The 15015-nt window shown below is 50.1% G+C and carries 15 protein-coding genes; 5 read left to right on the top strand and 10 right to left on the bottom strand.

All coding sequences use genetic code 11. The annotated features are described in order from the left end of the window. Position 1 precedes the first annotated feature (1 nt). The 5 genes from cofD to ssnA are packed head-to-tail and all read right to left on the bottom strand — an operon-like array spanning position 2 to position 4354. A complete protein-coding gene (gene cofD, locus CFX1CAM_RS05060; protein WP_087861969.1) occupies positions 2 to 946 on the bottom strand; it encodes a 2-phospho-L-lactate transferase in 945 nt (314 codons plus the stop codon). Then, the gene (locus CFX1CAM_RS05055) at positions 943 to 1497 is read right to left on the bottom strand and encodes a 2'-5' RNA ligase family protein (protein ID WP_087861968.1); all 555 of its coding nucleotides are present in this window, start codon (positions 1495 to 1497) and stop codon (positions 943 to 945) included. Before CFX1CAM_RS05055 ends, cofD begins: the two co-directional genes overlap by 4 nt. Positions 1498 to 1504: 7 nt before the next feature. After that, on the bottom strand, positions 1505 to 2272 hold the full coding sequence (gene cofE, locus CFX1CAM_RS05050; RefSeq protein ID WP_087863231.1) for a coenzyme F420-0:L-glutamate ligase: 768 nt from the start codon (positions 2270 to 2272) through the stop codon (positions 1505 to 1507). A gap of 1 nt (position 2273) precedes the next feature. Next, positions 2274 to 2960 (bottom strand): NADPH-dependent F420 reductase, encoded by a 687-nt coding sequence (npdG, locus tag CFX1CAM_RS05045; RefSeq protein WP_087861967.1) that lies wholly within the window; start codon positions 2958 to 2960, stop codon positions 2274 to 2276. A gap of 38 nt (positions 2961 to 2998) precedes the next feature. After that, complete coding sequence (ssnA, locus tag CFX1CAM_RS05040; protein WP_087861966.1) at positions 2999 to 4354, bottom strand: putative aminohydrolase SsnA; 1356 nt, start codon at positions 4352 to 4354, stop codon at positions 2999 to 3001. Positions 4355 to 4645: 291 nt separating this feature from the next. Here ssnA and CFX1CAM_RS05035 point away from each other — a divergent pair, with 291 nt between their 5' ends. Further along, the gene (locus CFX1CAM_RS05035; RefSeq protein WP_087861965.1) at positions 4646 to 5257 is read left to right on the top strand and encodes a pyroglutamyl-peptidase I family protein; all 612 of its coding nucleotides are present in this window, start codon (positions 4646 to 4648) and stop codon (positions 5255 to 5257) included. A 10-nt stretch (positions 5258 to 5267) separates the two neighbouring features. Here CFX1CAM_RS05035 and CFX1CAM_RS05030 read toward each other — a convergent pair whose 3' ends face one another. The 3 genes from CFX1CAM_RS05030 to CFX1CAM_RS05020 are packed head-to-tail and all read right to left on the bottom strand — an operon-like array spanning position 5268 to position 7899. Further along, the gene (locus CFX1CAM_RS05030; protein WP_269457043.1) at positions 5268 to 5795 is read right to left on the bottom strand and encodes a peptidylprolyl isomerase; all 528 of its coding nucleotides are present in this window, start codon (positions 5793 to 5795) and stop codon (positions 5268 to 5270) included. A 29-nt stretch (positions 5796 to 5824) separates the two neighbouring features. Continuing rightward, the gene (gene mce / locus CFX1CAM_RS05025; protein ID WP_087861964.1) at positions 5825 to 6232 is read right to left on the bottom strand and encodes a methylmalonyl-CoA epimerase; all 408 of its coding nucleotides are present in this window, start codon (positions 6230 to 6232) and stop codon (positions 5825 to 5827) included. Positions 6233 to 6246: 14 nt separating this feature from the next. Further along, entirely contained in the window at positions 6247 to 7899 is a 1653-nt protein-coding gene (locus CFX1CAM_RS05020; RefSeq protein ID WP_087861963.1) for an acyl-CoA mutase large subunit family protein, read from the bottom strand. Between the two features lie 182 nt (positions 7900 to 8081). On the opposite strand from CFX1CAM_RS05020, the gene rplI reads away from it, so the two are divergent. The 3 genes from rplI (at position 8082) to rimO (ending at position 11447) form a co-directional block, all read left to right on the top strand. Beyond that, positions 8082 to 8672 (top strand): 50S ribosomal protein L9, encoded by a 591-nt coding sequence (gene rplI / locus CFX1CAM_RS05015; RefSeq protein WP_087861962.1) that lies wholly within the window; start codon positions 8082 to 8084, stop codon positions 8670 to 8672. Between the two features lie 80 nt (positions 8673 to 8752). Further along, complete coding sequence (locus CFX1CAM_RS05010; RefSeq protein WP_087861961.1) at positions 8753 to 10120, top strand: helix-turn-helix domain-containing protein; 1368 nt, start codon at positions 8753 to 8755, stop codon at positions 10118 to 10120. Next, complete coding sequence (rimO, locus tag CFX1CAM_RS05005; RefSeq protein WP_157891722.1) at positions 10113 to 11447, top strand: 30S ribosomal protein S12 methylthiotransferase RimO; 1335 nt, start codon at positions 10113 to 10115, stop codon at positions 11445 to 11447. Before CFX1CAM_RS05010 ends, rimO begins: the two co-directional genes overlap by 8 nt. Before the next feature lie 72 nt (positions 11448 to 11519). Here rimO and CFX1CAM_RS05000 read toward each other — a convergent pair whose 3' ends face one another. Both CFX1CAM_RS05000 and murJ read right to left on the bottom strand, forming a co-directional pair. Next, positions 11520 to 12629, bottom strand: coding sequence for a hypothetical protein (locus tag CFX1CAM_RS05000; protein ID WP_087861959.1), 1110 nt, complete (start codon positions 12627 to 12629; stop codon positions 11520 to 11522). Between the two features lie 24 nt (positions 12630 to 12653). Continuing rightward, positions 12654 to 14195, bottom strand: coding sequence for a murein biosynthesis integral membrane protein MurJ (murJ, locus tag CFX1CAM_RS04995; protein WP_087861958.1), 1542 nt, complete (start codon positions 14193 to 14195; stop codon positions 12654 to 12656). Between the two features lie 144 nt (positions 14196 to 14339). On the opposite strand from murJ, the gene rsmI reads away from it, so the two are divergent. After that, entirely contained in the window at positions 14340 to 15014 is a 675-nt protein-coding gene (gene rsmI, locus CFX1CAM_RS04990) for a 16S rRNA (cytidine(1402)-2'-O)-methyltransferase (protein ID WP_157891721.1), read from the top strand. Position 15015: the final 1 nt, after the last annotated feature.

The following is a 15015-nucleotide window of genomic DNA, read 5'->3' as shown; positions in this document are numbered from 1 at the left end:
TTTATAAACTCCTGGTGAGGACCAGCTCGCAAAATTTTATAACTTCTTCAGCCAAGCGAATGCGGTCCTGAGCATCTCTCATAATCGTATTTGTTATTAATGGAATTATACGCCAACGCTCAATTTTTTCCAATTCAGTTTGGTCCTGCGTGTCAAAAACAAACCCACGCAGCAAGCCCTGATAGTGCCCGGCAACTGCTGAAGCTGAAGGCACAATTCCCAGTTCGTGGAACATTTTCGCAGCAGGGCCTTTTACAGCCTTCCCGCCCACCAGGGGCGAAATACCGACGACGGGCTTCTTTTCGATCGCCTGACGATACCCGGGAATTGCAAGGATCGGGTCAATACTAACAAAGGGGTTGGAGGGCGTGAGAATGACCACATCAGCCTTATCAATTAAAGCCAGAGCACCAGGTGCGGGAGACGCAACCTCAGCCCCACAAAATTCAAATGCACGCACGACCGGTTGACAGGCTAACTGAACAAAATAGCGTTGAAATGCCAGCTCGCCGTGTTCTGCAGTATGCACAATGGTCCGAATAGGATCGTCGCTCATCGGGAGAATCTGATGCTTTACACCCCAGATTGAGCACAATTTTTGGGTCACAGATGAAAGCGTTTCCCCTTCCGAGAGCAACTCTGTTCTCCTCAGATGGGTTGCCAAATCATTATCACCAATTTTAAACCAGGTCGATCCACCCAAACTTCTAACCTTTTTAAGAATTTCCCAGGTTTCATCTTGCTGTCCCCAGCCCGTTTTCGGGTTAGCCAGACCAGCTAAGGTGTAACACACCGTGTCAAGGTCAGGGCAGACCCTCAACCCCCAGCAGTCAAAATCATCGCCAGTGTTGACGATCACGCTCAACTCTTCCGGTGATAGCAGCGCTGCCAGTCCATAGACCAGCTTTGCGCCGCCCACCCCACCGGTCAATGCGACTACTTTCAAAATGTGCTCCCGAAACTCTTAAAATAAAATCGTTTGTAAGCCATCGTTGACGCAGCCTCGCTCTGTGACACAACGATCAAGTTACTCCCAGAAACCTCCATTTCCACCGCGTCAAAGGCAACCGACTCAAGAGCGCATGCCAGGCTTTCCCGGGTAATATCATTAATCGCCAGGGTGATATGCGGCAACCAGTAAGAAGGCGAATAGTATGGATTGGGTTGCTCACTATGCTCAATCGATCGGCGCCAAATTTCATTGTGAAGGTCAATCATCGCTTGCGATTTGACCAGAGGAAGATAAAAAACTGGTCTTTCGCCAGAAAAAATACCGAAACCAAATACATAGCTGGTTAACAGAAAGGTGCTGGCAGATAGTTCAGCCAGAATGTCCTCAACAGCAGGAACATCCAGGTTTTTAGCATCAAACCAGGTGAAGTGCGGCGTCGGAAGCTCATAAATTGCCATCAATCCACAAGCCTCCCGCAACCTGCCCCACAGGTCTTTGACGACGATCGAAGATTCTTGATCTAACTCGCTGATTATGGCATACATCACAGCCTCATCTAAACAGGTCGAGATCCTTGTTCCGGATCAACTCAGACAGCGAAGCCTCACGCAGTGGGTATGGGAACCCTCTCGCCAGCACTACCGGAGTGCCCTCCCGAGCCTGCCCCATCATCAACGAGGCGCCTGCTGCTAATTCATCGCTGGCAGCCACTTGCGTAATCCGCAAGCGGAAATCAAACAAGTCCGCTTGTCCGCGCAGATCGACCAGGCCCGGCAGACCGGATAAACCAATCGTCATCCCGATGGTTCCATTGCGCCAGGCGCGCCCGTGCGAATCAATAATCAAGACGCCCAGGCGGCAGGCATAGCGAGCCTGCAATTGCGCTCGAATCTGCGCTGCTGAAGCATCCGGGTCCTCAGGTAATAAAAGAACCCAATCTTGGGGCTCGCCCCAGGGACCGGAAACATTCGAATGGTCGATGCCCGCATTGGCGCTGATGAAACCCAGGCGATGCTCGACAATCATCAACCCCTGACGGACACGTACGACCTCGCGACATTCCGAGAGAATCAACTCGACCAAACGCGGGTCTTTCCCAGTAATGTGCGCATAATCCCGCGCAGCCTCTGAGGGGTCGACCGTTGTCAGGTTGACCAGGCGGTCTTCTGCCTTGGAAACAATCTTCTGCGCAAGGACCACGATGTCACCGTCTTGCAGCGAAAAGCCGTTCTTCGCCAGGGTTTCTGCAACCAGGCTCGCCAGGTCATCCCCGGGTTTGACCAGGGGAAAGCCTTCTAATGGGATCAGGTTCAGTCCCATCTTATGTCTGATCAGAAATTCCGGTGATGCGAATGCCGGCAGCATGCACCTTGTGTTGCTGATTGAGACCAATCAACACCGAGGTCAAGCCTTCCACAACAACCGCATTTTCAATCGGTCCGGCGTCCCACCCCTTCAATCCGGTATCAGCCACCAACCCGATCACGACCTCCCGCGCAGCCTTACTTTTTCCGCACACCAGGACATCACAATCCGTATCGCCCTCGCCCATCAGCCTTTCATGAGAAATATTTTGAAAAGCATCCACAACCTGGCAGGTATCGCCTAAGATTGCCTGGGCTTCCTGCGCTGCTGAACCCGATTCAGGCATTTGCACCTTAGAAACTTTCGGCGGTACAAGCGGGACGACAACGTCGATCACAATTTTGCCCTGCAAGGCATCTTTTAAGTCTTCCAGGGTAGATTTGTGCCCGACATAGGGTACGGTTATCACCGCAATATCGCAGGCTTCGACGGCGGCTCTGTTATCCATACCGCTCAGCCCCTCTGGGGAATAGCCCATGAATTCAATCAGCTCCTCAACTGCCTTCTGAGCTTTTTCAAAGTTGCGTGAGCCAATAATGACTTTATGCCCGGCTTTTAACCAGCGGTAGGCTAAACCTTTGCCTTCTTTCCCCGTCCCACCAACGATGCCGAGTGTATATAATTTTTTTGTCTCATCAACCATGCTGTATTCCTTATCTTCTGTTTTCAATCGGTAAAGGCTTATTGGGTAGCGATCTCTTCGAACCGTTTCCAGGTCTCTGTTGCAATTTCTAACGCCCTGGCTGCGATCGCACTCTCATCAAGAGTCAACAACTGTCGCTGGTACATCAGGGGCTTTCCGGCAACGATGGTGGCTGTGACCATGCTTTCCTGGAAACCAAACAGGATATGCCAGGGCAGGTTTCCACCTGTCAATGGTGTAAAGGGATGGTAATCAACGAAAATTAAATCAGCCGCAGCACCCTCAGATATCTGGCCAACCTGCAAGCCATCAAACAGCTCAGTCACAAGCGCAGCGTTGTTATCAACAGCGATCCTGGTCACAGTGTAACCGCCCATCCGCCGTGGATCGCGATGATACAGTTTATGCAGCAGGTACGCCTCCTTCCACTCCAACCACATCGTATTAGAAAAACCATCATTTCCCATACCAACTCGCATGCCCGCGTCTAGCATATCTTCAATCGGAGCCACACCAACAGCATTGTTCATATTTGAACGGGGTTGGTGCGTAAGCCAGGTTTGTGTTTCTGCTAGGCGCTCAATTTCACCCTGGTCCAGATGCACGCCATGCGCCAATATTGATTCGGGTCGCAAAATCCCAAATTGGTCCAGGCGATGGACAACTCGCTTTCCCGAGGTTTCAAGGCTAAAGACCTGGTCTGCCATTCCTTCAGCGGCATGGATGTGAAATCCGATCCCCGCAGGGCAGAGTTCTTCCGCACGAGACAGGGTTTCATCCGAAAGGGTCAGGCTGGCATGTAAGCCAAAATGCGCCCGTAGCAACGCATCCTGCGGGTCCCTATTCTGGATGCGCTTAATAAAGCGCAGGTTTTCTTGCAAACCTTGCTCCGATTTTTCAGCTCCATCTCGATCGGTGACCTCGTAACACAGGGATGCCCGCAGACCAGCCTGGTTTATCGTCTCAGCGATGATATCCAATGAGCCATCAATCGCATTGGGCGAGGCGTGATGGTCGATTAACGTTGTGGTGCCGTGTTTAATCGCATCCACCAGGCACACCAGCGCCGAATAGCGGACGCCATCCTCATCCAGAGCTTTATCGAGATTCCACCAGAGTTTTTCCAGAATCTCTGTAAAGGTGCTGGCAGGTTCTCCAGGAATGCCCAAACCGCGTGAAAAAGCACCGTAAAAATGGGTGTGAGCGCAGATATTTCCCGGCATCACGTATTGACCCCCGGCATCTAAAATTTCTTCATCGGGGTAATCCTTTATCAGTTCATTTTGAGGTGCAATCTTCTGAATCACTCCATCGCGGATCAGAAGCCCCAAGCCCTCGGGTATGACCTGATATTCAGAGCCCCATGGTATCAGTTTCCCATTGGTGATCAGCATGTCATTTTCTCCTGTCGGAATATCACAAACGATTAATTTACAAAAAAATTATATCACAGGCAAGCCATGAAAATAAGAAAATCGCCCTGTTAATCACATTAGAAAAGCCCTGCAAAGTTTGTCTGGAAAAATAAATGCTATAATCAACGCAAAGCAAAACCGGGTCGTCAGCAGGGTAACCTCGCCGGACAAAGCAAGCTGGAAATTTTCCGTTGATGACCCAACCAAGAGTTCGCGATATCACGACTCTGCCGCATACGCCAGGTAGTCGATCATGCCCGGAGGCGAAATATGAAATTTCTGATTACAGGGTTTGAACCCTTTCATGATCACCCCATAAATCCCAGCCAACTGCTGGTTGAAAGCTTGCCTGACCAATACCTTGATGTTCAGCTTGTAAAAGGGATTTTGCCTGTTCACCATCTTCTGGGACCCGAAAGATTGCTGTCTCTGCTCGCAGGCAACCAGCCAGACGCCGTGTTGGCCTTTGGCTTGGCTGCCAACAGAACAAAAGTTTCGCTGGAGCGGGTGGCCATCAACCTGATGGATTATTCAATCGCAGATAACGCCGGAGTGACCGTCACCAATCGACCCATAGATCCCAACGGTCCAGCTGCTTATTTCAGCACCCTTCCCATTGAGCAGCTTTTATCCACACTGGTTGACGAGGAGATCCCCACAGAAATTTCTCTTAGCGCGGGCGCGTATTTGTGCAACCAGGTTTTTTATACCCTGATGCACTGGGTTGCTGCTCAGAAAAAGCGCATGAGCGCAGGTTTTATTCACCTGCCTGCTTTGCCTGAACAGGCAGCCAGGTCATCCGGACCAATGCCTTCGTTACCGCTGGATTACTTTACCAGGGCAGCGCTGCTGATCATAGACACAATCATCCTGCATACCTGATTCGGATCGATTATTCGCGTTCTGACTCAATGATTTCAATCGAATTAATTTTTACACCAGGATATTCCGGTCGTATCGGGTCGCGTTGTGGGATAGAAAGTAACACGTCCAAGCCCTCCACAAGCTCCCCAAAGACGCTGTGTTTCCCATCCAGCCAGGGTGTCGGCACATGGGTGATGAAAAATTGGGAACCGTTGGTGTTCTGACCGGCATTCGCCATGGACACAATTCCGGGCCGATCGTGTTTCAGGTCTGGGTGAAACTCATCCGCAAAGCTGTAACCAGGGCCGCCCCTGCCTGTGCCCGTCGGGTCGCCTGTTTGAGCCATAAAGTCATCAATCACGCGGTGAAAGATCACCCCGTTGTAAAACCCGGCTTTTGAGAGAAATACAAAATTGTTCACGGTATGTGGCGTGAGGTCACTGAATAATTTGATCTTCAGATCACCTTTATCGGTGTGCAGCACAGCGTGATAAATTTTCTCCTCATCTAAGATCATCTCAGGCGGTTTGGACCAGCGTTTTTGGGCTTGTGACATAAAGTATTCCTCTTCTTGAATTTTATAGTTTATTCAACAATTTCATAAAGTTCAACCAGAACGCCATTGGCAGCCCTGGGGTGAATAAATGCCATTCGGCGACCTGGCAAGTCTCGGGCGACTTCATCAATTAATTGCACACCCTTAGCCTTGAGATCATCAAGCATCCCATCGATATCATCAACCTCGATGCACAGGTGATGCATGCCCTCGCCCCGCTTTTCAAGGTATTTTCCCAACCCGGTGTCCATATCCGTCGGCTGGACCAATTCGATCTCACCCTCGCCCACTGGGATAAAGGCCACCATCGATGCCTGTGAAGGCACGTCTTCAACATGATCCAGCTTTAAGCCGAGCTGGTCGCGCCAGAACCTCAGTGATTCTTCGATATCTCTTACAACGATGGCAACATGATTGATCTTTTTTATTTTTGCCATGGCTTTCCTCTCATTCAGATAAAAGTCGGCGGTTGATACTGCCCCCACACCGCGCGCAATACATTGCAGATCTCGCCCAGGGTGACTTCGTTTTCCGCGCACTCAATAAATACAGGCATCAGTAGTTCATCACTGCGGGCAGCCGATTCCAGCTTTCCCAACAGAACGCTGACGGTTTCATTGTCCCGAGAAGCCCGCAACTCAGCCAGTTGCCGCTTTTGATTTTCTTCAACTTTCGGGTCCACGGACAATGCCTCCAGTTCGATCACCTCATCGACCTGAAACTCATTCACGCCCACCACGATCTTTTCGCCTGTTTCAATCGCACGTTGAGCCTGGTAGGCTGCTTCCAGGATTTCATTTTGCATGAAGCCAGAATTGATGGACTGCAACGCACCGCCCAGGGCATCAATTTTTTCGATGTAGTCACGGGCAATCGCCTCTATCTGGTCTGTCAATGTTTCAATTAAATAAGATCCTGCCATTGGGTCCACACTGTCGGCAACGCCCGATTCGTTGGCGATGATCTGCTGGGTTCGCAGCGCAACCCGGACTGATTTTTCTGTCGGCAGCCACAGCGCCTCGTCCATGCTGTTCGTATGTAGCGATTGCGTCCCGCCCAACACAGCCGCCAGCGCTTGCAATGTCACCCTGACCACGTTGTTCTCAGGCTGATGAGCCGTTAATGTTGATCCTGCAGTTTGGGTGTGGAAGCGCATTCGGCATGTTTTATCATCCTGCGCGTGAAATCGTTCTCTCATGATTCGGGCATACAGCCGCCGGGCAGCCCGGAATTTTGCAATTTCTTCAAAAAAATCATTATGCGCGTTAAAGAAAAATGAGAGCTGGTTGCCAAATTCATCGACCTCTAATCCCGCATCGATCGCTGCCTGGATATAAGCGATAGCATTTGCGAGCGTGAACGCCACCTCCTGTGCAGCGGTGGAACCGGCTTCCCGAATGTGATAACCCGAAATGCTGATGGTATTCCAGGACGGGATCTGGTCCTTGCAGAACCGAAACACATCTGTGATCAAACGCATCGAAGGCTCGGGTGGAAAGATATACGTCCCCCGCGCCACATATTCCTTGAGGATGTCGTTTTGAATCGTTCCCCTTAATTTATTTAACGCGACACCCTGCTTTTTTGCCACGGCAATATAAAAGGCCAGCAAAATGGAAGCAGGCGCATTAATCGTCATACTGGTTGAAACCTTATCCAAAGGGATGTCCTTGAACAGGGTCTCCATGTCCCGCATCGATGAAATCGAAACGCCCACTTTCCCTACCTCGCCCATTGCCATCGCATCATCGGCATCATAGCCAATTTGTGTCGGCAGGTCGAAAGCCACAGACAGGCCGGTCTGCCCCTGGTCCAACAAATAGCGGTAACGTTGATTCGATTCCTCGGCGGTGGCATATCCCGCGTATTGCCGCATGGTCCAGTATCGACCACGATACATCGTCGGTTGGACGCCGCGCGTATACGGATACTCGCCAGGAAAGCCCAAATCTTCCATATAATCCTGTTTTTCAGGCGGCAACAGGATTGGCGGTATTTCAATGCCGGAAGACGTTGCAAAGCTTTCCTTCCGTTCGGGAAAGCGTTTGATCAGCGGGTGATACACTTCATTTTCCCATCGTAGTTTTTCTTGTTCGATTGCCATAAGCACCTCATGCCAGTGATTGTAGCTTTTCACAAGTATACCCGAAATCAAGCGCCGAATTTTGCCTGTTTTTGCTCATCAACCTGTTGCTGTTAATCCATAATTCGAGTAGAATTCCTTGGCTTGTTCGTTGTACCCTTCGAGCAAGACATCATTTAAATAAACGAAAGGGCTTGTAAAAAATGAAAGTTGTATTGATCAAAGACGTCTATAAGTTAGGGCGGGCAGGTGAGATTAAAAAAGTCGCCGCAGGTTATGGGCGCAACTACCTGATCCCCCAGGGTTTGGCTATTCCTGCATCAAAAGGCGCGTTGCAGCAAGCAGAACGCATCAGAATTAAAGCCACCGAACGGCGCGCGGCGCTCAATGAAGAATTAAGTGCAATTTCTGAAGTCCTTGGTGGTAAGACCCTCGCTTTCCCCGTGAAAGCCAGTGAAACCGGGCGGCTCTATGGTTCTGTAAGTCGCGATGAGATTGTTAAAGCCGTTTTCGCCAACTACCAGATTGAACTGGAAAGGCGCCAAGTCGAGACAGAACCCATCCGCCAAATTGGTGCTTACACCATTCCGATTCATTTGACCATGGACCTCGTCCCTGAAATCACTGTGATCGTTCATCGTGAAGGCGAACCGCCGGTTCAAAAAACGCCGGCCTCAGAAGAAGAAGCCCTCGACGAAGCAGAAATAGCGCTTGAGGGCGAAGAGGCACCTGTTGACCTCGAAGAAATCCTGCCAGATGAGGTTGAAGACGAAGCGGAACATCCTGAAGCATAATTTTTTACTCAAGTATGGTTCAACCGGCCTGTTAATGGATCACACAACAGGCCGGTTTCTTTTTAGAATATAATACTTATATGCAATCTTCTATCGGAGCACAATTAAAACAAATCCGGGAATCCCGGGGGATCTCTTTAGAAACGATTGCCTCAAAAACCCACATCTCCCTGGCTTACCTTCGAGCGTTGGAGGAGAATGATGTTGATTCCTTGCCCTCAACCGTTCAATTGCGCGGTTTTTTACGCCTGTACGCCAATGAATTAGGCCTCCAACTGGAAAATTTGACCGTTGGAGGGTATCACCTGGCTGGTGACAAACAGGTAATGACTTTGACAGGAGAACCTAGGTCGCCAGAAGAAGACCAGGCAACCGTGATTGAACCTTCCGATGACCGGCCAGAACCCGATCCCACGCCTGCTCCAGAATCAGCCCCTGGTCAGGAACAAGCATCGTTTCCCACGCCAACAGATCTCGATTTCGAAACCAACCAGGGGGAACCTGAGGCAAAAGTCTCCGAGAATATGTTCAAAGCCATTGGAAATCAAATCAAGAGACAGCGTGAATTACTCAGCTTATCAATCGATGAGGTTCATGATAACCTCCACATTTCACCGCAACACCTTGAGGCAATTGAATCAGGGCAATTTGATCAATTGCCTTCACCGGTTCAGGCAAAGGGCTTGCTGGTAAACTATATTGATTTTCTAAACCTGGATTCAGAAATCCTGCTCAACAATTATGCTGAAGCCCTCCAGTTGCGTCGCATTGAAAGGCAGGATGCATTGGTGAAAAAAAGCAAGCGTTCAACCCGAGAAATTTCTCCGACAGCTTTGCGACTTAAGAATTTCTTCACCCTCGATCTGCTCGTCATCGCAGGTCTATTCCTGGCATTTGCCACTTTCGTGATCTGGGGTGTCAACCGCATCCTTGACAATGAGATGTCAGAACGCAATGCAAGTGACATTCCAGGCGTTTCTGATGTTCTCCTGGCAACCGAAACGCCCACACCTGCGCTTATCACTGAGGATGAGACAACGGTCATCATCGAAGATCAGGACTTGAACTCCGAGACTCCGGAAACAGAAGACATAGAACCCTTATTTACACCAATTGCCAGTTCAGATCCCATCAATATCATCCTGATCCCTCGCCAACGGTTATGGGTGCAGGTGACCGTTGACGATAAACAGGTGTTTCAAGGGCGTTTAATCCCCGGAAATGCTTATGAGTACTCCGGGCAAGTACAGATTGACATTCTCACCGGCAATATCGGCGCATTACAAATCCTTTTCAACAATCGAGATATAGGCTCACAAGGTTTGCTGGGTCAGGTTGCCAATCTGATCTTCAATGCCAAAGGCCTGGTTTTACCTCCCCCCACCAGCACACCCGCCACCACCCCAACGCCTCAAACGACACCCAACCCGCTGGAGATCGATGACTAAACAGGCTAAAGGAACTTATCACCTGGTTTCCCTGGGCTGTCCAAAAAACCTGGTGGATTCAGAATCAATGTCCCGGCTGTTGAATCAGCGTGGATTGGTCGCTTCCAGTATCCCAGAAAAATCAGAATACCTGATTGTCAACACCTGCGGATTTTTGACTGCAGCCCGCCGGGAAGCCATCACAATACTCCGAAGTCTGGTCAGTGAAAAACAGCCCTGGCAGAAATTGATCGCTACCGGGTGCATGCCCGAACTGCACCGTCAGGAATTACTCGATTCTGTGCCCGGTTTGGACGGGATCCTGGGTACCAGGCGCTGGATGGACATCCTGGACCTCATTGATCAAGTCGATCGGCATGATCGGAAGAGACCGTATTTACATTGCTCTCAAATAACCTCAGATCCAGTTGAAACACGCCGTGTGGCTATCCAGGGTGGCAGCGCCTATCTAAAAATCGCTGATGGCTGCCGCAGATCCTGTTCTTATTGCTTGATCCCATTGATTAAAGGCAATCTGATCAGTCGCCCGATTGATGAAATTATTAAGGACGCAAAAGCTTTACAGGATCTTGGAATCAAGGAGATCATTCTCATCGCCCAGGATACCACAGATTATGGGCACGATTTGGGGATGCAGGACGGGTTAACCCGGCTGTTAGAAGCTCTGCTCAAGGCAGTTCCCCACATTCCCTGGATCCGCTTGTTATATGCCTTTCCAGGTTATGTGACAGACAATCTAATCCAGTTGATGAAAAATGAAGCACAAGTCCTCCCCTACCTGGATATTCCCCTCCAGCACGCTGACCCGGCTGTCCTGCGTGCGATGCGTCGCCCATCCGATATCGAGGCTGTCTCCCGGGCAATTGCCCACATCCGTGCCGAAATCGAGGGTATTGCCCTGAGAACAACGATGATTGTCGGTTTTCCCGGTGAGGATGACCTCGCCTTCCAAAGGTTGGTGGACTTCGTCCAAACCCAGCGTTTTGATCACCTGGGAACGTTTGCCTATTCCTTTGAACCGGGTGCTCCTGCCGAGCCCCTGGGCGACCCGATCTCAGAAGACACCAAAGCCGATCGGGTTGAACAACTCATGCACATTCAAGCTGAGATCTCTTTAGCGCGTAATCAATCCTTCATCGATAAGGTGCTGGATGTCATTATTGAAGGCATCGACGATGAAAACCGAATCTCAATTGGGCGATCCTACCGGGATGCCCCCGAAATTGACGGCTTAGTTATAGTTGAAGGAATTGCCCCGATTGGTGAAATAGTGGCAGTGAAGATCCATAGTGCAATCACCTACGACCTGATCGGTAAACTCGTCTGACCCCATCGATCCGACAAAAAAGCCATCCCGATGATCTGGGATGGCATTTCTTTTTTGTTAATGTTTTCAAACTCACCCATCCGGTGTTTCGGTTGTTTCAGGTGTTGTTTTTTCTGTCGACACTGCTGTCGGCTCCTCAATCGGCGCGGGCGTTGATTCCCCATTTCGCCCCTCTTCGTGCGGGAGTTCCCCTAACAGGCAAGCTTCTGCTGCATCCTCAGATAGGGTTCTGGCATCCGCGTCTTCGCTGATCATCAGCGCTTTTTCCAGGTATTCCTGAGCCAAACAATACTCTCCAGCTTCGAAAAGTTGCTTTGCATATTCAATGACGCCGATGCGAAAACGCTCTGTGGCGGTCATAAACGTCCCATCCATCAGGTTTGGCAGGTGAGGGTAAACCTGTTCAAAATAAAAGACAACCTCGTACCAATCCACATCCCAGTAACTGGCACCTGTGATGTACAATCGGGTCCAGGTACGCAAGCCTTCAGCGCTTGAATCTAAGGGCGCAAAACGTTCAGCCAGTGTCAGATCATAAATCCCCGGTTCTAAACTGTTTTCCACCAATATCTTCTGGATTCCCCGGTTGCGTAAAGCACCATATAATAAACCATCCACCTCGATTGCGCGAAAATGCAAATCATTTTCTCTCAACGCCTGTAAAGAGCGGATGACTTCATCCCACTGTCCGCTGGCATACAATTGAAGCGTATTTTCGAATAATTCCTGGACACCCCGCAAATCAGGCGTGGGTGTGAACACCACCTGGGTTGGCATCGGTGAGGGTTGCGGTGTAGCAGTTGTCCTTGAGTTGATCAGCACCAGGCTTTGACTGTAAAGCTCGCCAATTTCAGCGAGCTCTTCTTCCGTGAGAAAATCAGCCATCTCATCCAATATCCAGTCCAGGCGATCTAAGGCAACCTCATATCGCCCTTCTTCGATATCCAGGCGGGCGCCGTCGATTTGCGATTTGACCTTGGATTCAGCCTGGCTTTCAGCCAGTGCTATCCGGTCATTAATGGCGCGTGCACCCCCGGCAAGGATTCCAATGGCTAAAAAAACCAGGATCAGCGCAGCAGCAATCAAATACCAGGCTGACCGACGTTCGAGAAACTTCTTCTTTTCTCTTTTTCGCTCATTGGCTGGCTGCTCAGTTTGATTTGTCTTCTCTGTTTGATCCATCGGCAGGATTATACCTCAGTTAACTTACAGGTGGACAAGCATACGGATGTCTTTCCAGATCGGGATTGCCCCTGCCAGTGCACCGATAACAATCGCTGCTAATGCCAGCATCAGTGCTGAAACCGGTATTGAAATCACAGTCATCACCAACCAGATGCTTAATCCAGCCAGGCACGCGCTCAATCCTCCCCGTACTAACGCACCCCGTAATCGAAATTTCTCTGGGAGTTGACGGTTGAGCATGACAATTAACAACAAACCTTGAATACTATACGAAAGAGAGTTAGCCAGCGCGATCCCCCCAAAGGACAGCCAACGCATCAGCGCGATCGCCAATCCAAGGTTAATCAAGAATCCCAGGGCTGAAATTGCCAGCGGCTCGCGTGGGCGTTGACGGGCAAAAAACGAGCGCACACACAGGTCCACAATATTGTGTCCCAGCAGGCCGACCAGAAAAGCCTGTGTAGCCCTCAGAATCATTTGTGATTCACCAAAACTATATTTAAAAGCCACCTCGATCAGCGGCAAACTGGCCAGAGACAGGATCATCGCAATTGGCAAAGACACCGCAATCATCACCTTTAACGACCGCTCGATCGTGTTTTTGAATGCCGCTTGGTCACCCGCTGCAATATGATCCGACAGGGTCGGCAGCAACGCGGTCGCAATCGCAGTGCCGATCATCGTTTGAGGCACCTGTTGAATCCACCATCCAAAACTCAAGGCTGTCAAAGAACCTTCTGGTAATCGAGAGGCCAGATTGTCCTGAGCCAGGAAAAACAATTGAATGAAGACCATATTCACCAAACGCGGTCCCATCAACCTTAAAACATTTCGGACCGATTGATCCTTCAGGTTCAGACTGGCAAACCATTTAAATTTATGCTTTATCAAGCCTGGCACCTGAATTAATAAGTGAAGCGCTGCGCCAATGATCACACCATAGACCAAGCCGTGAATTCCCATGTTGAAAGCAGGCAATTGGATTCCGGCAATCCTGTACCCAACACTCGGCGCTAATACGATAGCGCCAAAAATCCGTCCTCCGTCATAGACCAGCGGCGCTATTGCTGGCAGAAGAAAATGTTGATTGGCATGCAACCCGGCGATCACCAGGCCGCTGATCGAAAAGATCAGGGTGGCAACCAGGTTCAAGCGCATTAATTGAACTGCCAGAACTTGTTGTTCAGTTGAAAAACCGGGAGCGACTCCTAACTCCCAGCCAACAAGCGGTTTTGCAAACACCGAAATGACCAGCGCCAAAACTGCCGTGACGAGAAATGCCAGGTTCGCAATCCGTGAAAACAATTTCCATGCCGATTCTCGTCCCTCTTTTGCCAGTGTCTCCGAGAGAACAGGGATAAACGCAATCGCCAACGCACCACCTGAAATAAGCGCAAACAAGAGATCCGGTAAATTATTGGCGGCATTGAAAACATCCAGCTCTGCAGATAAGCCAAATTGCCTGCCAATGATGACGGTCCGCACAATCGCCACCAATTTACCCAGCCCAAAAAAGAAAAACAAAAGCAGCGAAACCCGGCTGAGCCGGCTGGTCTTTTTCATGATTCTCCAATTCTTTGGCAACAAACCTGCTTAGATTATGCCATATTACCAACCTCTTGACCAGTTGCCAAAAGAGAAACTTCTCAACACACAGGGAGTAATGCTACAATTAAACCCATGACACACACAGAAAAAACAGGAGCTTTGTACATCGTTGCAACGCCCATTGGCAATCCCCGTGACATTACCTTGCGCGCCCTGGATATCCTCAAGCAGGTCGATGCCATCATCTGTGAAGACCTTCGCCAGGGAAGCCGCCTGCTCCGTCAACTGGGTGTAGAAAACGAACTGCTCACCTTAAATGAGCACAATGAAGCTGAAGAATCGGAGTTCATCGTCCTGCGCCTGGCACAGGGCGAATCTATGGCCATCATTTCAGATGCTGGCACCCCCGTTTTTGCCGACCCGGGTCGGCACCTGCTGGACCTGTGCTACCAGGCAGGCATCTCGATTTCACCGATTCCGGGGTCTTCCTCTTTGATGGCTGCTCTTTCACTCAGCAATTTTCCCATCGATCGCTTCATATTTGCAGGGTTCCCACCCGTAAAAAGCGAGCATCGCGAAGGTTTCCTTGCCAGATATAAATCCGAATCCGTCCCGGTGATTCTGATGGACACGCCTTATCGCCTGACCAAACTTCTGACCGAAGTGCAATCTGTATTCGGGAAAAGCCAGGATATCCTCCTGGCATGCGACCTGACCCTCAAGCAAGAGACGATCTACCGGGGAAACATCGCAGACATCCTGCCGAAAGTCACCGGCCAGAAGCGTGAGTTTATCCTGATCCTCAACCTCAACAAGCTGCAAAGGAAACGCTAAA

The organism is Brevefilum fermentans, assembly GCF_900184705.1.
Lineage (GTDB): Bacteria > Chloroflexota > Anaerolineae > Anaerolineales > Anaerolineaceae > Brevifilum > Brevifilum fermentans.
The sequence above is the reverse complement of the archived record's forward strand: the minus strand, read 5'-3'. Positions and strand labels throughout refer to the sequence as shown.